A 19,949-nucleotide genomic window follows, 5' to 3' on the forward strand; every position below is an offset into this window, starting at 1 on the left:
TCCCTAGAAACATCCAAGTCATCCAGACGTTCACTGTCTCTCTAGGGCAATCATCTCAAGTGCAATTTGTGCCGCGCGTACAGAATCACCTGCCCGCTCTGCAGCAATCATTTCTTCCTTTTTTAAATCGTACTGTTTTTTGCGCGGATACTTCAACACTTCCCTGATGCAATCATCGAGCACTTGGACGCTCCATTCACCCGGGCCATCCATCATCGAGATTGAGCTGACCGTCTTTTCCAGACGATCATCATGCAACGAAGACATAAAACGACTTGTATCCGGCGGTTTGCCCTGTGCATAATAGGCATATAGATAAGCAGCAATTGCTGCATGATCATCCAAGTTAAAAGCTTCGCCAAGATGTTCATTTACATACTGAGCCGCTTCATCATCCTGTAACATCCAGGCAATCAGTTTGCGCTCAGCAGCATGGTATGCCGGCAACAGATTGGGTGTAGGCACCTGCCTATTTTGTTGCCTACCATTATTCCACCTTTTCGGGTTATTATCCCCATAATCCTCGTTATTTTTCATCGCTTCCCGTTCCTCGTTACATTCTTGCTTCAATGTTTCGAAAGAAACATCGACTTCAGCAGCAAGTTCACGAAGATACACTTCACGCTCTGTTGGTGAGGACAAGGGAGCAATCAATTTCACTGCTTCTTTGGAATAAGCGATTTGTCCGCCGCCTTCTAGCAGTATATGGTTTTTCTTGAGGTTTATAAGCTTAAATTTTGTTGTTGTTACGGCGCCATCAACAATCTGGTTACGGAATCGTTCACCGCCGTGCTTGCGAATAAAATCATCTGGATCAAGTCCCTCAGGAATGAGTGCCACCTTAACCTGCAATCCAGCCTCCTCCAAAATGGGGAAGTTTTTCATTGCGGCAGCCTGTCCGGCTCGGTCGCCGTCATAACAGAGGATAACCTCATCACACATGCCCTTGATCATTAAAGCCTGATTCTCCGTAAGCGCCGTTCCCATGGCTGCGACACCATTCTGAACGTCCTGATCCCACGCGGAGATCACATCACCGTAGCCTTCAAACAAAATGACCTGTCTCTGTTTCCGTATTGCATTTTTAGCTTGGTGCAGATTGTAGAGAACACGGCCTTTGTTGAACAACCTGGTTTCTGGCGAGTTCAAATATTTCGGCTGTCCATCCCCCAAGATCCGCCCTGCAAATGCAATCGGCTTGCCACTTCTACCATGGATCGGAAACATGATTCGATCTCTGAACTTGTCCACATATCCGTGACCTTCACTTCGTTCTGACAGAAGTCCGCCTCGTTCCATCTCATCGAGTGGATAAGTGCGCTTCTCCAGAAATTGTACGAGCGTGTCCCAACGATTTGGCGCATAACCAATCTGGAACTGATCAATCAATTTGTCACCAATACCTCGCGAGCGTAAATATTCCATTGCCACTTTGCCATGCTCTGTATTTTTCAACAGAAAATGATACAGCTTCGAGGTAAGCTCATAAGCTTCCAGCAGACGCGCCGTCTCCGGATTTACATGAGCAGATTCACGACCCTGCCAGTCACCCATGGAGATATGACTTTCTTCTGCCATCGTTTTGACAGCCTCGGGAAAGGATAACCCTTCGATTTCCATCCTAAATTTGATGGCATTTCCGCCCGTGCCGCAACCGTAGCAATAGAAAATCTGTTTCTCAGGTGTAACGGTGAACGAAGGCGTCTTCTCGGAATGAAAAGGGCAGAGGCCTTTCATATATTTCCCCTGCTTGGTCAGATGCACAAATCGGCTTACCGTATCGACGATATCATGCTGTTGCAATACCGATTCAATAATACTTTCGGGTATTCCGCCTTGTCCGGTACTCATCTCGGCCACCTTCATCTCTTCTAACACGTAAATATAATTCGATAAACTTACACATTCTCCTGCAAATCTTTCAAAAGTTTTGTCAGTTTATGTTGAAAAATTTCTCGATCCTGCTCTGTAAAGGGTTTTGGGCCTTTCCCATAATGCCCTCTGCGCCTAGCTTTGGCCGCAGTATGGCGGGAATCGAGCATAAAATCAATATCTCGATCGTTAAATTCTCGGCCTCTAAAAGATAAAACATAACAACGTTTGCCAAGAGCCAGCGCCGCGAGTCCATAATCCTGCGTAATAACCACATCATATGGCTTAATATGATTCGCGATGTACAGATCTGCGCTCTGATCACTACGATCCACTTGCACGGTTCGTACACCTTCCCCTCCTTGCAACAAATGATCAAAGGAAGAAACAAGTAATACAGGAACCTGAAAGAGACGTGCAGTGTTAGCGATCTCCGTCTTGACCGGGCAAGCATCTCCATCAACTACGATGTGACGTATATTCAATTCACTCAAACCTATACCACCCGGTTTCATAAAATATCTGCATATTGTAATATACGACCTCAGTCATTGAAAATCCTTCTGAGTCTAATGGAGAAAAAACAGAGGCTAAAAATACGGAGCGGTTGTCCAAATCATTGAGCAACCCGTTCCGTATATTTATACCCTCATATTTCGTTCTTTAATACTGTATTTATGTTTTGCTGAATTGTACAAAGATAATCATTGAACTGCAGTACTTATCCAACCAGTTTGGAGAAATCAGCAAACCCTTTCAAATCTTGATCTATGGCAGCAAGAAGAGCCAGTCGATTCGCACGTACCGCTTCATCTTCGGCCATGACCATAACAGAATCAAAGAACACCGTGATGGCTTTCTTCCATGCTGAAGCGATAGCCAAAGCTTCTGAAGCGTTATGTTTGGACAATGCATCGCGATAGGCTTCGTTTGTTTGATTCCAGGCATCAAATAGCTGACGCTCTCCATCTTCTACAAACAGTTCAGGATGTACCGAAGCGTTCGATGCTTTGCTAGCCAAGTTTCCTACACGGTTGAACGATTCCAGTGTTGTTTTGAATTCTTCCGCTGCCAGCACAGCTTTCATCAACGCTTCACCTTTTGGAACGATTGCACTAATATCATCGAATCCGGAAGCAATCACTGCATCAACAACGTCATAACGAACCGTTTCCGACAGCAATTTTTTCACACGCAATGCGAAGAAGTCCTGTAAATCTTTACGCACCTCTGCATCTGCACGTTTCAACAGATTCATCTGAGCGTGAACTTCAAGTGCTGCGCCGAAGACATCAGACAAGGTCAGCGGAAGTTGATGATCCAGCAAAATTTGTACAATACCTGCTGCCTGGCGTCGAAGTGCGTACGGATCCTGAGAACCTGTAGGAATAATATTAATAGAAAAACATCCTACAATTGTATCCATTTTATCTGCCGCACTAACAATCGCACCCACAAGAGATGCAGGAGATTGATCACCAGCAAAACGAGGTTGATAATGCTCGAATACAGCCTTAGCAACTTCTTCTTTTTCACCAGCTTTATGAGCGTAATCCTCACCCATCACACCTTGCAACTCAGGGAATTCGCCAACCATCAGCGTAACCAGATCGAACTTGCAGATATCTGCGGACCGGCTAACCGATTCAGCCACATCACCAGATACTTGCAATTTCGTAGCCAGGCTGTCAGCAATTTTGCGAATGCGGCGAACCTTATCTCCCACTGTGCCAAGTTCTTCTTGGAATACGATGCTTTCAAGTTTGGACAATGCGTCCTTAATCTCCAGCTTCTGGTCTTCCTCGTAAAAGAATTTTGCATCTGACAGACGGGCACGCAGCACCTTCTCGTTTCCTTTGGCGATAACATCAAGGGAATCAGCGCCCCCGTTACGAACCGTAACAAAGTAAGGCAACAGCTGACCTTCCTGATTGAACACAGGGAAGTAACGTTGGTGCTCACGCATTGAAGTAATCAAAACTTCCTGCGGAATGTTCAAGAACGAGGAATCAAATGTACCAAACAGTACGGTTGGTGTTTCGACAAGGAATAGTACCTCTTCAAGCAAATCTTCTTTGATTGCAATATTCCAGTCTTTCTCGGCAGCCAGCGCCTCAATCTGGGATACAATCATCTGCTCACGTTCAGAAATATCTGCAATGACATGCTGAGCACGAAGCACATCTACGTACACCGAAGGCTCAGATACCACAGCTTCATTGCCCAGGAAACGATGCCCACGCGTTACGTTACCCGCTTTTACACCCGTTACTTCAAGATCAATCACTTCCGTGCCAAACAATGCAACAATCCAGCGAATAGGACGAACAAATTTGAAATCGTAGGACGCCCAGCGCATAAATTTCGGGAAAGTCATTGCGTGTAATACGGATAACAAACCTTCGCCAATAACGGATGCTGTCTCTACACCTTTGCTACTTTTCGTTGCATAAATGTATTCAACACCGTTCAGTTCTTTGAAGGTAAATTGATCAGGCTCAACACCTTGACTGCGTGCAAATCCGAGTGCTGCTTTGCTCCAGTTACCGCTGTCATCCAGCGCTATTTTGCGGGAAGGCCCTTTTACCTCTTCTTCCACATCTTCCTGTTTGTCGGCTACGTTCTGAATCAGAATGGCTAGACGGCGTGGTGTCGCGTAAGCCTGCACTTCACCATAGGCAATACGGGATGAATCAAGCCATTTCACAATGCGTTCCTGAAGTTGTGCGATAGCTGCGCGCATAAAACGAGCAGGCACTTCTTCCAGGCCAATCTCAAACAACAGATCCTTAGACATTCTCGGCTCCCCCTTTCTTGATCAGCGGGAAGCCCAGCTTCTCACGCTCTTCCACATATGTTGCTGCCACTTGACGAGCAAGGTTGCGGACACGGGTAATGTAACCTGTGCGTTCTGTAACACTGATCGCCCCGCGCGCATCGAGCAAGTTGAACGTATGGGAACACTTCAACACATAGTCATATGCCGGGAATACCAAGTGCTGTGCCATCGCTTTGTTCGCTTCTTCTTCATACATATTAAAAAGGGTAAATAGCATTTTTACGTCAGAGATTTCAAATGTATACTTGGAATGCTCATATTCAGGTTGACGGAATACGTCGCCATAGGCAATACCTTCGACCCATTCAAGATCAAATACATTTTCTTTTTCCTGTATGTAAGAAGCAAGACGCTCCATACCATACGTGATCTCCACTGCTACTGGATTCGTTTCGATTCCACCGACCTGCTGGAAATACGTAAATTGCGTAATCTCCATCCCGTCAAGCCACACTTCCCAACCAAGACCTGCACAACCAAGCGAAGGGTTCTCCCAGTTGTCTTCAACAAACCGGATATCATGCTTGAGCGGATCAATTCCCAGACGATTCAAACTTTCCAAGTAGATTTCCTGGATATTATCCGGAGAAGGCTTGATAATGACCTGGAACTGGTGATGCTGATACAACCGGTTAGGGTTCTCGCCATAACGTCCATCGGATGGACGGCGGGAAGGCTCAACATAAGCCACTTTCCAAGGCTCTGGTCCAAGTGAACGTAAAAAGGTCATCGGGTTCATCGTGCCTGCCCCTTTTTCCGTATCATATGGCTGAACGATAATACAGTTATGCTCGGCCCAGAATTGTTGCAGCGTCAAGATCATCTGCTGAAAATTCATAATCATGCTCCTTTTCGGGTAGTTTGTTAGCAAGCATAGGAGGTGTGCAGGCAATAATAAATAGCCCTCGCCCACTACGCCTGATGTACAGACGTAGGGACGAGAGCTATTCCCGCGGTTCCACCCTACTTGGCCTGAGTCAAACAAATCCTTGTCTGATCCCGGCCCACTTTTCCGTGTCCATTCATGCTCCCGAGTGCCCTGTTCACAAACCGATTCAATCAGGCTCTCACCGTCCCTGACTCGCTTATCATTGATGCACAAGCAAATTATCTCACGCTCATACGTGTATCAATCATATTCTAAATCGAGTTTCCTACTTTCTCGTTCAATGCATGTCTCCAAAAAGATAATTTATATTTCATAATATATAAATTTAAAGATGAAGTCAATAACTATTTTCATGTGTGACCACAGTTCAAATCCCGTACTTTTCCATTTGATCCAGGAAAGAACGGGACTTGAGATGCAAACCTAGCTGGTGATCCATGAAGGCACGCATTATTTTTTTAATTTCATTACGGGTAGAGTCACTTACCGATATATTTCCCAACCGCTGTAGATCCAGCTGTACAAACAACCGAAGCAACTTTAAGGTCTTTGGACTAACGGACATCGCTGGCGGATCAAAATGTTTACATGCCCTGCATAAGACACCGCCAAGTCTGGGGCTGATAAATAACTGCTCATCCGGCCGCTCTTGGTTGCACGAGATACACTCATCCAGCTGTGGTCCGTAACCAGCTGCCTGTAATATTTTCATCTCATACAGACTTATAATGACCAACGGATCTTTATCTTCTTTCAAAGCCTGTAAACAGGCTTTTAGTTGCTTGAACCAAAACGCTCCCGTTTCTTCATCCTGAAGCACTCGATCGAGCAGTTCACATCCATAAGAAGCATAAGCAGCCTTCACCAAATCTTCTCTGAGCTCATGATTGGATTCGATAATTTCTCCAGCATTCAGTGTACCGAGACCAGTATTGCGAAAATAAACGTATTGACCATAAGTAAAGGGCTGCACTAGTGCAGCATGCCGACTTTTGGGCTTTTTGGCACCCCGAACGAGTACACCTGCTTTTCCACCGCTTTCAGTGCAAAGCGTTACAATCTTATTTCCCTCACCATAGTCCATGCTGCGGATGACAATGCCTTCCACTCTGTATAACATGCCTCGTCACCTAACCATTCCTGAATCAGCTCTTTATTCTTTCGCTTCTTCATCTTCACTCACTTCCCTTGCAGTATCTGACTCCTGTCCTGACGAGTTACACGTCTCGGTATATAACAAATAGGATTCTACATCCCCTGTCATTGAAAATACCTTCCATGAAAAATCCCGCATCGGAAATTCATCCTCTCTTCGGAAATGACGTCTGGTTATACCCGATAGGATGGAGTCCTGCAAGGAAAACTATGTGTTGCAATTAATGGATAAACATTTTGCCCCGAGATCACATTTCGTAGTAACAACTACTCTCGGCCGAAACCAAGGTCACGCAAAACGCGGTCTTGATTTCTCCAGTCTTTTTTCACTTTAACCCACAGATCCATAAAAATTCTGGAGCCCAGCAGATTTTGGATATCTTGACGAGCACGCTTACCTACTTCTTTAAGCAACGCCCCTTGCTTGCCGATAATGATCCCTTTTTGGGAATCACGTTCTACAAAGATAACTGCGGATATATAAACGACACCATTATCCTGAACTTTCATATCTTCTATCGTCACGGCAATGGAGTGAGGCACTTCTTCACGTGTCATTTGCAAAATTTTCTCACGAATAAGCTCTGCACAGACAAACTGCTCAGGATGATCCGTCACTTGGTCTTCAGGGTAGTACTGAGGCCCTTCCGGCAAATACTTACCGATTTGCTCCAGTAGCGTGCTCACATTGCTACCAAGCATAGCTGAGACAGGCACAATTTCTGCAAAATCATGCAGTTTGCGATATTCCTCAATCAGTGGCAGCAACGCCTCCGGTGCAATTTTGTCAATTTTATTCATGACCAAAATGACAGGTGTCCGCACATTTTTCAGTTGTTCCGCAATGTATCGATCTCCGCCCCCCATACCTTCAGATGCATCAATCAGGAATAAGGCAGCTTCAACCTCACCAAGTGTGTTCAAAGCTGTTTCATTCATGTAATCCCCGAGCTTGGATTGACGTTTGTGAATACCCGGCGTGTCCAGGAATACGATTTGTTGTTCTTCGGATGTGTAAACCCCATGAATTTTGTTACGCGTGGTTTGCGGCTTGTCAGACATAATTGCAATTTTCTGGCCAATCACCTGATTCATTAAAGTAGACTTACCCACGTTAGGACGTCCAATAATTGCAACGAATCCGGATTTAAATGCTTGTTTTTTCATATGTTCCTCCTCAGGCGCCTAGGCCTGGAATTTTATTTTTTGGCAGAGTTCAGATCTGAGGGACCAAACGCCCATGGTAGCAATTCAGCAACTGTTGTTTCTAACAAGTCACCTTTTAAATTACCCAAAATGACTTTCATATCCGGCTCACACAATTCATACATCACTTGACGACATACGCCACATGGAGCAATTGGTCCTTCGGTATCTCCAACGATAGCCATCGCTTTGAAACTGCGCGGCTTGTGCCCTCCGGCAATAGCACTGAACATCGCGGTGCGCTCAGCACAATTACCCGGTGTATATGCCGCATTTTCAATGTTGCAACCATGATGCACATGTCCGTCGCTATCCAGCAAAGCTGCGCCTACCCCAAAATGGGAATATGGCGTGTACGCCTTTGTACGTGCCTTTATTGCTTCCTGCATTAACAAACCATTGTCCATTTATTTTTCTCTCCCTTAGGGTGTGTATAAAGGTGTGCTCTTTGAGTTAAGTTGATTCGAACCTTTGGGGATTACACTGGGGCACTCCGATGACAGAATAACCTTCCGATCGCTGTTATCCTCGGATTTCTTCGATCACTTTTTCCAAAGTGAAAATCCGAGGATAAAGGCGAACGCTCCGCTTCTTCAGGTTTTTTCTGTCCTCTCCGTTATCGTGTAATCTCTGGGAAACCAACTAAAAACAGAGGCACACTTTTATTGGTGGTGTGCAATTAGAACATTGGAACCTTTGATTACACTAAGTCACTCCGATGACAGAATGACCTTTTGATGGTTGTTATCCCAACAAAACTCTCAACCAAGCAAGCGCTGGTTTGAGAAAAACAATACATCCTATGATCACAGCGAACACCGCAGCCAGTAAAACTGCTCCAGCCGCGGTGTCTTTTGCCGCTTTTGCGAGCGGATGAATATCAGGCTGGGCCAAATCAACCGCGGCTTCTACGGCTGTGTTCATCAATTCAGTCACCAGCACCATAAATACAGCTGTCAACACAAACATCCAGTCCGTTCTGGAGATGTGGAAAAAAAATCCGGCTGCGCACATCAAAATAGCTACTCCTGTGTGAACTCTAACATTCCGCTGCGTACGCAAGCCGTAAGCAATTCCTTCCAGAGCGTTGAGAAATACAAGACCCCAGGAGCGCCTCTTCATTATCGTGTCAACCCGGCTTGAGCAAGAACAGCTTCCTGTTTCCCCATCATCTCTGCCTCACTTGCTTCATCTTGATGGTCATAACCAAGCAGGTGCAAGAAGCCATGAACAAACAGGAATCCAAGCTCACGCTCAAAAGAGTGTCCATACTCCTCACTCTGCAATATCGTCCGCGGAACAGAAATGATGATGTCTCCAAGGACATCTGGCATTTCTTCCATTTCCTCGTCCTCATCAAGCTCGTAAATAATGTCGAGCTCTTCATCCACCGATTCGTTCATCGCAAAAGACAATACGTCTGTAGGACGGTCGATACCACGATAATCACGGTTCAGTTCGTGAATCTGCTCATCATCAACAAACGTGAGCGCAACTTCTCCTTCCGTGATTCCTTCAGCTTCACCTGCGAGAGTCAACAATTGCTCCAGCATCGCGATCATCGGTTCTGTAATTTCTTTATCCTGTTGTTCATTATTCCATGCTAGGTTAAGACTCATTCTTTCATAACTCCTGTCTGCTCGTAATATTGATTAACCGGCTTCAGGTGCCGTCGGTTTAGGTTTCTTGATCTCTTCCGGATACTCGATTCTGGAGTGGAAAATGCCCATGACCGTTTCCTTTAATGTTTTGGCCACGATATCCAGCTCACGCATCGTAAGGTCACAATCGTTAAACTGATGATCATCCAGGCGACTTTTGATAATTTTTTCAATCATAGACTCTACCTGCTCCACCGTAGGCTTGCGTAACGAACGAACGGCCGCTTCAACACTGTCGGCAATCCCTACAATAGCAGACTCCTTCGATTGTGCCTTCGGTCCCGGATAACGAAAATCTTCTTCCGTGAAATCCGGTTCAATCCCCGCTTCTTCCGCCTGACGTAGCGCCTTGTGGTAGAAGTAATGGAGGAATGTAGTACCGTGATGTTGTTCGGCAATATCCCGTATCGGCTTCGGTAGCTTATAGTCCTTCTGCATCTCAACGCCATCCCGCGCATGCGCTACGATAATGGACTTACTTAGTTTGGGATCAATCGAATCATGCGGATTCTCCATGTTGTTTTGGTTCTCAATAAAATAGATAGGCCGCTTGGTCTTCCCGATATCATGATAATACGACCCTACGCGACAGAGCAATCCATTTGCACCTATAGCCTCGGCAGCCGCTTCGGATAGATTGCCAACCATAACGCTATGGTGATACGTACCCGGTGTCTCTGTAAGCAGCTTGCGAAGTAATGGATGATTCGGATTCGAAAGCTCAACCAGTTTAAGTGCGGATAGAATGCCAAACGACGTTTCAAAAAACGGCATCAGCCCGATAACCAGAATAGCTGTCAGTACCCCGCCTGCAAATGCGTATCCGATGCCGTACAGCGTTGTTGTTCTGTTCCAGTCCCCTGTGTCAATTAAAGCCAACGTAAAGACAGCCAGAGATCCGAACAGACAGACCATGATAGCCCCTTTTAAGATGGTTGACCGCTGGCTCGCTCGGTGCGTTGCAAAAATCGCCACAAACGAAACGACAACTGCAAAGAAGCCAAGTTCAAAGTCAAAAAGCTGACCCTGGTGTGTATTCAAAATAATGCTGGACAGCATACCGATAAGAATCGAGCACACAAATGCAAGGGATGTATCCAGTAATAGCGCGATCAGCATCGCTCCGACAGCCACCGGTGCTAGAAACCCAATAAATGGTCGTTCATTGGTCTGAATTAAGGCTGTCACATGCATGACAACAATCGAAATAATAAAGATGAGAACAAGCATAAGCAGTTGGGCATTATTATATTTGAAATGTGTTCCACTGCCTTGCTGAATAAACATTAAAATCGCTGCCGACAGCATACAGGAGAACAAAAGCAATCCAAGCTGCGGCCAGTAGTTGACTTCGTTTTTCAGCAAATCATTTTCATTAAGCAGCGCATACATTTCCGGGGTAATCATCTCCCCTTTAGATACAAGCGCGTCCCCTTGCTTGATAAACACCGTCGGTGTATTCTCACGAGCTTGGACCTTCGCTTCCTTGGTACCCTCTTCATCATAAAAACGGTTAGCCGTTACCACCAGCCGCGTAAGTTCTTGTACCACTTCACGCTGCGTACGTTTGCTAAGCGAGCTTGCGCTGACCATCTCCGCCACTTTCGCCCGTGCAGTTGTAGCCTCACTAACCTGATCTGTCATCAATCTCGCCACAATGTCTCGTGCAACAGGTTTCATTTCCTGAATATCATCTGAAGTCAGACGTGAGATTTTGATATACGTTTCTTCAGGAATACGGTAACTTTGTTCCTGTACGACGTTTCGGATCTCTTCCAGTAAAGTGTCGGAGTATGTACCTGTTTTCCGATTGTTATTAATATAGTTAGACACAAAGTCTTTCTGACGTTGCGGGATCTCATCCCGATAGATATCAATCTTATCCTGGCTTGAGATCTGGTCGTCCTGATTCAAACGGTCAATGCGATCCAGTAGCGTTGTCATCAGGTTTTCGTTACGCATCTGCACGATCTGATATATTGGCTGCACACGTTCGGCCGCTTCTTCCTGTGCTTTCAGTGTAGCCTTGTTATTCGGAATCTGCATTGGCGCAACAATGTCTACCTCACTGCGAGTGCCTTCCTGAATGTCGTAGCGCTCAGGTAACAGTTTGGAAGAAAGACTCACGTAAAAGAGGATCACTAAAAACAAAAAGAGAAGATAGCGCGCCCACACGCTATACTTCCATCCTGTCGCTCTATTTTGAAAAGATTTGCCTTTTGACATTTCTTTCGAGGTCACTTTAGACAATCCCTTTCTATGCTTGATTTTCTGCGGCGTGGTTGTAAGCCACAATGATTTTCTGGACGAGGGAGTGACGCACGACATCCTGTTCGGCGAAATGCACGAATCCAATTTCCTGAACTTCACCCAGGATCGTACTCGCTTCCACAAGTCCTGATTTTTTGCCACGCGGTAAATCAATCTGTGTCACATCTCCGGTGATGACCATCTTGGAACCAAACCCAAGACGGGTTAAAAACATTTTCATCTGTTCAGGCGTTGTGTTCTGGGCCTCATCCAGAATGATAAAGGAATCATCGAGCGTACGCCCACGCATATAGGCCAAGGGAGCGATTTCAATTAATCCGCGTTCTAGAGCCTTAGCCGTCTGTTCTTGTCCCATAACGTCGTATAGAGCGTCATACAGAGGTCTTAGGTACGGATCTACTTTCTCCTGCAGATCACCTGGCAGGAAACCCAGACTTTCGCCCGCTTCAACCGCAGGCCGTGTAAGCACAATGCGTTTGGCACTCCCCTCTTTAAGAGCGGCTACAGCCAGCACAACAGCCAGATACGTTTTACCGGTTCCGGCAGGACCAATCCCGAATACAATATCCCGTTTTTTAATCGTGGTTACGTAATGTTTCTGTCCAATCGTTTTTACACGAATCGGTTTACCACGGTATGTCGTCGTAATTTCACCTTTAAACAGATCCAGCAGCTGATCCGCACGCAAATCTTTAGCAAGCTCTATCGCATATTGGACATCTCTTTCAGTCAACACATACCCATTGCGAATCAATTGCAGTAATACATCAAATAGTTGTTCAAGTGATTCCACCTGTTGCACAGTACCAAAGATATTAATCTCTGCTTCGCGTGAAGCGATCTGGGCTGGAATCTCGGATTCAATCAGTTTCAGAAAAATATCTTGGGGTCCAAACAGAGATTGCCCCTCTCCCGCACTTTGGAGCGAGATTTGTATACTGCGTGTTTGCTCTGACAAATATCCTCATTCTCCTTGACTATGGACTAACGGAAGTTCTTCCGCGATGCTTTCTTCCACTTCAAATAATACTTTCATATAAACTTTACCATTCTCTTTCTTCTCATGCAAAATTTTTTCACTTAAAATTTTTGTGCCTTTACCGTTTTTGGCTAAAATATCATTTCTTGCCCCTTCCAATCCCTTCGTTTTAGCCCAATCCACACCTTGCTCTTCCTGATGGAAATTCGTTTCCATATCCTTTTCCGTCATCCATCCCATCGGCAAGGTAAATGAACGCCAGGTCAGAGGTTTGTGATACGTATCCGTGTCATATGAACTAAAAGGAGTTTTTCCGTACCCCCATAATTGAATTGCCCAATCTCCCAGCACCACGTAAAACCGCTCTTTGCTTTCTCCAGTCATCGTCTGATGTTTCTGAATCAAGGGAACCTGTATATCATATTCCCGCCAGACCATGCCCCGGACTTCGCCTTTGGCAACAATCGTTTTTGTATTTTCCTCATCACCCAGAATGCCTGAGATCAGCACTTGTCCTTTCTTTACACGCGCGTTCTTCTGTACTACGGGGCGACCCTCTTCAGCATAGATCTGAGTGACCACCGCATCTGATTTACTGATGAGATGTCTTGGATTCAGTAGAGGCTCGCGCTTAGGCTGTGCTGACTCAACGACTTGAATCGTAACCCTTGTCCCCTCTTTCGTTACGCCAATCCAGGTCACATCGGGCAATGCCAGCGCCAGCTGTCTGGAGAGCTTGTCCTGACTTTTCATTCGAAACCCCCATTGAAAGGGGTAGATGCCTTCTTTTTTAGCCGCGGCCAGCACTTCGTCTGTCGGAATCGTTACATTCCCTTTCACTTCTACATTCCAGATCATAGACGATAGCGCAAATAATGCCGCTACAAAGAACAGCATGCCCCCTACAAAAAACTTTCTGCGAAACAGACGAGCCAGAAAAAAAGGAAAACCGCTACGGTGCACAATTTTCACTCTGCAGCCTGTCCCTTTTACAATAGGACGCAGTCTGAAAAAGTGCGGAAGCAAAATGCTCATCTCCGCCTGGCGTCCATCCTGTGCACGTAGATCCCATACACTCAGTCTCTGCTCTGTTATCGTATTAATTAATGTCTCGATATCTCCGCCTGTAACTTTGATTCGCACAGCTCCACGCAATTTATACAGACTAGGCTGCTTCATCCGTTCCCCTCCACTCCATTCATATGAATATCCAGAATCGTACCTTCTATAGCTACTTCATCTGGCAAAATGTTACGTATGACCAAAGCGTTACCTCTAATCTCCAATTGACCTTGTGAAAGAGCCAGTACGATGCGATCCGGCGTGAAATGGATGACACCGCGATGATTCTCTATATACAGTTGCTTACTGCCGATCAGGGTTAACCGTGGCATATCATAAAGCACATCCTGCGGCAGATCCAGCACCTCACTGGTCCATCTGCGCAGCTTGCGGCTGATCCGGGTCATTCGAAGGTCTTCCCCCTTCCTCTACAGTTCAACTTATGCGCAAATTCAGGAAATTATGAAGAATTGGTGAGCGGTTACGTACATATTTTGCTGAAAATAAAGGCATACGAAAAAAGCCTTTTCTGGAGGCTTTATGCTCCCAGAAAAGGCTTCGTTCTATTTTAAAACGGGCGAATCGCTTATCGTCTTTATTCTCACTTACTTTTACAACTTCCCTCTCGTTCCAAAAGGTTGCTTCGAACGAGGAGAACCCAGTACCTCCGCCCAAAGCACTCCCGTACGAATCTCCTCTTGACGAAGAAGAGAGGGCACTGAATCCGTTGTATCTGCCTCTTCTATACTTGAATTCGATACAGATGGAGAAGTCGCTGAAGAAATACGATTCAGTCTGTCCTGTATCATACGTTGCTGCTCTTCCATCAATCTCATCTGCTCATCTACCGAACTCCGCATGCTATCCAGTGATTGGTCACCTCTAAACTCATCTCCTGGACTAGAGGATGTTGCTGGTTCAGAGTACGGCTGGTCATACCGTTCGTCGTAACGCTCATCATATTGCTCCTCATAACGGCGTTCATCCGGTCTGGATGACTGTTGCTGAGAGTCATTTTCTGAGCGACGATTCGCATCTTCGCCACCGCCAAATGTGGGCATCCCGTTACCAGGACGCTTCTGATTCGGTTTTGCAGACTTCCCAAGCTTTCCGAGGAATGAAAAGAGGGCAAAAGCAATAACTGCTACAACATAGAGATTGTTAAATATCCATTCAAATAGGCTCATTTACATTCACCGCCTATCTTCCGTTTTTGGAATCACCCTGATCATTGGAATTCGAACTTTCAGCAGGTTTCCCCAAAGTGTTACGCATCTGAGTATCCGCTTCAATGTTTTTCAGGTTCATATAGTCCATTACGCCAATTTTGCCACTACGAAGCGCTTCGGACATGGCGAGTGGTACTTGGGACTCGGACTCAACGACACGCGCTCTCATCTCAACAACGCGCGCTTTCATCTCTTGTTCTTGTGCTACGGCCATCGCACGACGCTCTTCCGCTTTTGCTTGCGCAATACGTTTATCTGCTTCCGCCTGCTCGGTTTGCAAGAAGGCACCAATGTTTTTACCTACGTCTACGTCCGCAATATCAATAGACAGGATTTCAAATGCAGTACCTGCATCCAATCCTTTGGACAATACAGTACGAGAGATCAAATCCGGATTTTCCAAGACATCTTTGTGAGAGTTCGAAGAACCGTTCGTACTTACAATACCTTCGCCGACACGAGCAATAATCGTTTCTTCACCAGCACCACCGACGAGGCGATCAATGTTGGCACGAACCGTAACTCGTGCTCTAACTTTAACTTCGATACCGTCTTTGGCAACGGCAGATACGATTGGTGTTTCGATAACACGTGGGTTAACACTCATTTGCACGGCTTGCAATACGTCACGGCCTGCCAGGTCAATCGCAGCAGCACGTTCGAATTCGAGTGGAATGTTTGCACGTTGCGCAGCAATCAAAGCATTAACAACGCGGTCAACGTTACCACCAGCTAGGAAGTGACTTTCCAGTTGGTTAATATTTAAACCAAGACCTGCTTTTGTTGCTTTGATCAACGGGTTAACAATTCGACTTGGTGTTACACGTCTCAATCTCATCGCCACCAGCGTAATGATACCTACACGTACGCCGGATGCAATGGCCGAAATCCAGAGCATAACCGGGAAAAAGCTGAAAAAGACGCTCAGTACGATAATAGCCAGCACCGCGATGAGCAAAATCGTGATCATTGGATCCATAGATTTAATTCCTCCGTTTGCAATATGTTTTTTGTAAAAGAGAGCATCAGAAATGACGCTGATTAATCCGCTGCTGAAACATTACTCCACCACATTGCCCGCAGCTTGGCAAAAGGTTATGTACTTTGCCGAAGCGATATCATCACTCCGGCAAACGCAGAATTACACCGGCAAAGCCTGTTGTACGACAATCCGGGAACCTTCCGCTTTGATGACAATTACGGGTGTATCCACAGGAATAAATGCACCATCTGTGACCACATCGACACGTTCACCATCAAACATCGCCGTTCCTGCTGGACGAAGAGGTGTCAGACTGATGCCTTGCAAGCCGATCAGCTCTTTACGCTCTGCCGCCGAGGAGTATCCTCGATCAGCTGATAACTTATCGCTTAATATGAATCGATTCCATATTCCTCGATCCTTAAAGACTACAGCGATAATTGCGATTACGACCAGTGCAGCTCCAAAAGCAATTCCCAAGGACACGAATGCATCACTTGTGTCGTAAGCCGCCCTGACAACCCCGGCCACCAGCGCAATGGAACCCAAAATGCCCAGGATACCAAAACTCGGGATAAACATCTCCAGAATCATCATGACAAGTCCGACCGTAAATAATACCCATGTCTCAGCCCCTGCAAACCCCGCAATGTAGTTTCCAGAGAAATAAAGCACAAAACATACAATCCCAACGATTCCCGGAACGCCAAACCCAGGCACAATCAGTTCAATAATGACACCGGCAATACCAAGGAACAGCAGTATGGTCATCACAATTGGATTGGTCAAAAAGGTAGAAATATTCTCTGCAGCAGTGCGTTCCAATTTGAACACATCTCCTTGACTATACCCAAGCCATGTTGCTGCTTCTTCAGGTGTATTGCTGATATGGTCTGCATAACCCACTTTCAGCGCTTCCTCAGCAGAGAGAGCAATAATTTCACCTTTTTGTTTGGTTTTATTGATCTCCGGCATCTCTACAACCATATTGACGTCAGTCATGCCAGCTGCGATCTCGCCATCACGGCCGCTCTTCTCTGCCGCTCCTTGCATTTTGCTCTTCCAGAATGCAACCAGCTTGGGATCGTCAACATGTTTGCCTGTGCTGTCTACCATGGCGGCAGCACCAATCATGCTGCCTGGTGACATTACGATCTTATCTGCATTTAGCGCAAGAAAACTCCCTGCCGATGCAGCATCGCCCCGAACAAATGCCAACGTTTCGATAGGGCTGTCTTTAATCATCGTGCCTAGCGCATCTGCAGTATCCACACGGCCTCCAGGCGTATTGATATCAAGAATGATCAAACCAGCATTCATTTCCTCTGCTTCCTTGAACCCACGCTCCATGAATTTGCCTAATCCCTGCTCGATTGGTTTATCCACCGGAATTACGTATACGGCGCCGTTTTTCTCAGCTGCATGTGCTGACGGTATTCCAATCCAGACAGGAAGTAAAAGCGTCAGCAGCATCAAGAGCATCATTGACCCCGTAAGCTTCTTCCGGCGCTTTCCCCTCACATTAGTCCCCCCTTTTCCAATAATGTTATACTGTCCAGCTTATGGTATTTATTACGTACAATGCAACATTACGTTTCAAAAACTTAAAATTATATTTGAATACTCCAGCAAATGCAAGAAATATATATCCAAAATCATGTTTTATAACCAATATTTATAATTTTTATGTACATTCGATGAGAGCATGAAAAAACACCCCCTGACAAGTCAGGAGGTGTTTATTGAATTTGCTTTATTGCAGAAATTGTTGAACTGCTTGATTAACCAGTTTGCCGTCCGCTTTGCCTTTAACTTTCGGCATAAGGGCCGCCATCACTTTCCCCATCTCGGCTTTCGAAGAAGCACCGGTTTCCTGGATGGTCTGCTGTACAATAACTTTAATTTCTTCTTCGGTAAGCTGTGCAGGAAGATACTGGATAAGTATTTCAATTTCCGCTTCGGCATTTGCCGCGAGTTCTTCGCGACCTGCTTTGCCAAATTCTTGGAGGGCATCTTTGCGCTGTTTGATTTCACGACTCAGGATATCAAGCACTTCGTTGTCATCCAAATCTCTTTTCAAATCTATTTCAAGATTCTTGATCGTCGAACGAATCAACCGAATGGTGGAGAGTCTGAACTTGTCCTTACTCTTCATCGCTTGCTTCATATCTTCGTTCAATCGTTCGCTAAGATTCATGTAGTTAAAATCCTCCTAAAACTTTCTCTTACGAGCAGCCTCGGACTTTTTCTTGCGCTTTACGCTTGGCTTCTCATAATGCTTACGTTTCTTCACCTCAGCCAAGACGCCATCTTTAGCGATGGAACGTTTAAAACGGCGAAGTGCAGCATCAATAGTCTCGTTTTTGCGAACTTTAGTTTCAGACACCAGTTTTCCCTCCCTCCGACCAGACCGTCCAAGAGCAATAACACGGTTCATCATCTTTCATTATAGGCGAAAGGCAATAAAAGTGTCAACCTTAACGTGATCCCTTAATATTAGCTGAGCTACAGCAATTTATCAAGTGCAAAAACAATATTGCAACCTGAGTGCATCATATCGTGATCTTATTGGTGTGAATCAGACAAACTTGTGAGCGCCCCAAGTCTGGTTCCGCCCAGCAAATGGTAGTGCAAATGGTGCACTGTCTGCTCGCCATCTTGGCCGCAATTGTTAATCAGGCGGTATCCAGATTGTTGCACGCCGAGCCGATTGGCAGCCTCCTGTGCAGCCATATGGATTTCTCCGATCAAGGGCAGTTCCTCTGCGGTTACATCATTCATGGAAGCGATATGTTTCTTCGGAACAATCAACACATGGGTCGGTGCCGCAGGATGAATATCGTGAAATACGACTACATGATCGTTTTCCAGTACTTTGTTGGAGGGAATGGTGCCCTCTACAATTTTGCAAAATAAGCAATCCATCGTACAATCCCTCCTTCCTATGAGTTCGAATTATGTATACTCCTATATCATACTAAAAGTAAAATCGTACGTCCAATGCCTGGCAGATAACTTCTTTCCTCTCTGTAATCATCTGTAAAAGAAAAAGCCACACCTGAAGGCAGGGGTATCCCATTGCCGAGGTATGACCGTGATTGTATTATGATTTCTTTGATACGGATTAAAAAGGAATTTAAACCATTTTAATAGTACGGCAGTAAGGTTAACGCCGTCAGGGCAAATAAAGGCAGAACCAGCCTGTTGAAGCGTCTGCGGCCATATCCATAATAAGGGTAAGGAGCAGGGTACCCGTATCCAGGATAAAATCCCCGAGCAGGTGTCGCCGGATACTGAACCATCGGCATCATATTTGGAGCTCCGTTTGCATGGCCTGCCATGACTTCATTGCCAACCGGAACAGCCAAATAAATCATCTCATCATCCACGTTCTCTACAATACCATCATAATGTGAACCATCATTCATCTGAATACATACATAACGATGGATATGATCCTTACACAGTTTTTTTGCCGTACTTTTATCCATGCCTAATCGCCTCCCAGTTCAGCTCTTCTTCACCCTTCATCCTATTCAACTCTGGGCGGATTGACACTGTGTTAAAGACGATTTGAAAAAGAATGAAAAAGAAGCCCCTCGTGAGCGGCCTTCCGAAGAAGTCCGGCTACGCGGACATCTATACAGGAAGCTTCCTGAACAGATGTCCGTCGGGGGGCTTAAAACAAGTTTGTCGGCTTAGCTGTAGTATAACAGCAGGTTGAACCTGTATGTGTGATGAAACTCACTTGTTATCGTGAGATATCAAAAAAAGAAATATTTTTACAAATGAATTATTTATTAA

The 19,949-nt window shown here is 45.6% G+C and carries 21 protein-coding genes; all 21 read right to left on the reverse strand.

What is annotated here, in order from left to right:
• Positions 1–30 precede the first annotated feature (30 nt).
• A complete protein-coding gene (gene dnaG, locus MHI38_RS07695) occupies positions 31–1,851 on the reverse strand; it encodes a DNA primase (protein WP_090915624.1) in 1,821 nt (606 codons plus the stop codon).
• Between the two features lie 47 nt (positions 1,852–1,898).
• The gene (locus MHI38_RS07700; RefSeq protein ID WP_373323246.1) at positions 1,899–2,366 is read right to left on the reverse strand and encodes a YaiI/YqxD family protein; all 468 of its coding nucleotides are present in this window, start codon (positions 2,364–2,366) and stop codon (positions 1,899–1,901) included.
• A gap of 227 nt (positions 2,367–2,593) precedes the next feature.
• Positions 2,594–4,669 (reverse strand): glycine--tRNA ligase subunit beta, encoded by a 2,076-nt coding sequence (gene glyS / locus MHI38_RS07705; RefSeq protein ID WP_341181125.1) that lies wholly within the window; start codon positions 4,667–4,669, stop codon positions 2,594–2,596.
• Entirely contained in the window at positions 4,662–5,549 is an 888-nt protein-coding gene (glyQ, locus tag MHI38_RS07710) for a glycine--tRNA ligase subunit alpha (RefSeq protein ID WP_090914724.1), read from the reverse strand. Before glyQ ends, glyS begins: the two co-directional genes overlap by 8 nt.
• Positions 5,550–5,967: 418 nt before the next feature.
• Positions 5,968–6,720 carry a DNA repair protein RecO gene (gene recO / locus MHI38_RS07715; RefSeq protein WP_154957782.1) on the reverse strand — a complete coding sequence of 251 codons (753 nt, stop codon included), beginning with the start codon at positions 6,718–6,720 and terminating at the stop codon, positions 5,968–5,970.
• Between the two features lie 33 nt (positions 6,721–6,753).
• Positions 6,754–6,894, reverse strand: coding sequence for a YqzL family protein (locus tag MHI38_RS07720; protein ID WP_090914728.1), 141 nt, complete (start codon positions 6,892–6,894; stop codon positions 6,754–6,756).
• 128 nt (positions 6,895–7,022) lie between these two features.
• Entirely contained in the window at positions 7,023–7,922 is a 900-nt protein-coding gene (gene era / locus MHI38_RS07725; protein WP_341181126.1) for a GTPase Era, read from the reverse strand.
• Between the two features lie 32 nt (positions 7,923–7,954).
• On the reverse strand, positions 7,955–8,368 hold the full coding sequence (locus tag MHI38_RS07730) for a cytidine deaminase (RefSeq protein WP_253492568.1): 414 nt from the start codon (positions 8,366–8,368) through the stop codon (positions 7,955–7,957).
• A 337-nt stretch (positions 8,369–8,705) separates the two neighbouring features.
• Positions 8,706–9,083, reverse strand: a complete 378-nt coding sequence (locus tag MHI38_RS07735; RefSeq protein WP_308722823.1) for a diacylglycerol kinase family protein — start codon at positions 9,081–9,083, stop codon at positions 8,706–8,708.
• Positions 9,083–9,580 carry an rRNA maturation RNase YbeY gene (ybeY, locus tag MHI38_RS07740; RefSeq protein WP_154957785.1) on the reverse strand — a complete coding sequence of 166 codons (498 nt, stop codon included), beginning with the start codon at positions 9,578–9,580 and terminating at the stop codon, positions 9,083–9,085. The genes MHI38_RS07735 and ybeY overlap by 1 nt, the downstream gene beginning before the upstream one ends.
• 33 nt (positions 9,581–9,613) lie before the next feature.
• On the reverse strand, positions 9,614–11,863 hold the full coding sequence (locus MHI38_RS07745) for an HD family phosphohydrolase (RefSeq protein ID WP_308722824.1): 2,250 nt from the start codon (positions 11,861–11,863) through the stop codon (positions 9,614–9,616).
• Between the two features lie 16 nt (positions 11,864–11,879).
• Entirely contained in the window at positions 11,880–12,851 is a 972-nt protein-coding gene (locus MHI38_RS07750) for a PhoH family protein (protein ID WP_090914740.1), read from the reverse strand.
• A 6-nt stretch (positions 12,852–12,857) separates the two neighbouring features.
• Positions 12,858–14,051: a sporulation protein YqfD gene (yqfD, locus tag MHI38_RS07755; protein WP_221788931.1), complete on the reverse strand. Its 1,194-nt coding sequence runs from the start codon at positions 14,049–14,051 to the stop codon at positions 12,858–12,860.
• Positions 14,048–14,341: a sporulation protein YqfC gene (gene yqfC, locus MHI38_RS07760; protein WP_154888036.1), complete on the reverse strand. Its 294-nt coding sequence runs from the start codon at positions 14,339–14,341 to the stop codon at positions 14,048–14,050. Before yqfC ends, yqfD begins: the two co-directional genes overlap by 4 nt.
• Positions 14,342–14,545: 204 nt before the next feature.
• Entirely contained in the window at positions 14,546–15,121 is a 576-nt protein-coding gene (locus MHI38_RS07765; RefSeq protein ID WP_221788930.1) for a hypothetical protein, read from the reverse strand.
• Positions 15,122–15,134: 13 nt separating this feature from the next.
• Positions 15,135–16,142, reverse strand: a complete 1,008-nt coding sequence (gene floA, locus MHI38_RS07770; protein ID WP_154888033.1) for a flotillin-like protein FloA — start codon at positions 16,140–16,142, stop codon at positions 15,135–15,137.
• Positions 16,143–16,304: 162 nt separating this feature from the next.
• Positions 16,305–17,630: an NfeD family protein gene (locus tag MHI38_RS07775; RefSeq protein WP_221789132.1), complete on the reverse strand. Its 1,326-nt coding sequence runs from the start codon at positions 17,628–17,630 to the stop codon at positions 16,305–16,307.
• A 268-nt stretch (positions 17,631–17,898) separates the two neighbouring features.
• Complete coding sequence (locus MHI38_RS07780; protein WP_090914751.1) at positions 17,899–18,342, reverse strand: GatB/YqeY domain-containing protein; 444 nt, start codon at positions 18,340–18,342, stop codon at positions 17,899–17,901.
• Between the two features lie 15 nt (positions 18,343–18,357).
• Positions 18,358–18,531, reverse strand: a complete 174-nt coding sequence (gene rpsU, locus MHI38_RS07785) for a 30S ribosomal protein S21 (protein WP_005547957.1) — start codon at positions 18,529–18,531, stop codon at positions 18,358–18,360.
• 179 nt (positions 18,532–18,710) lie between these two features.
• Entirely contained in the window at positions 18,711–19,070 is a 360-nt protein-coding gene (locus MHI38_RS07790) for an HIT domain-containing protein (protein ID WP_154888031.1), read from the reverse strand.
• A gap of 221 nt (positions 19,071–19,291) precedes the next feature.
• Entirely contained in the window at positions 19,292–19,636 is a 345-nt protein-coding gene (locus MHI38_RS07795; RefSeq protein WP_154888029.1) for a hypothetical protein, read from the reverse strand.
• Between the last annotated feature and the right edge of the window lie 313 nt (positions 19,637–19,949).

The organism is Paenibacillus sp. FSL K6-1558 (assembly GCF_038002565.1).
GTDB classification, from domain to species: Bacteria; Bacillota; Bacilli; order Paenibacillales; family Paenibacillaceae; genus Paenibacillus; species Paenibacillus polysaccharolyticus.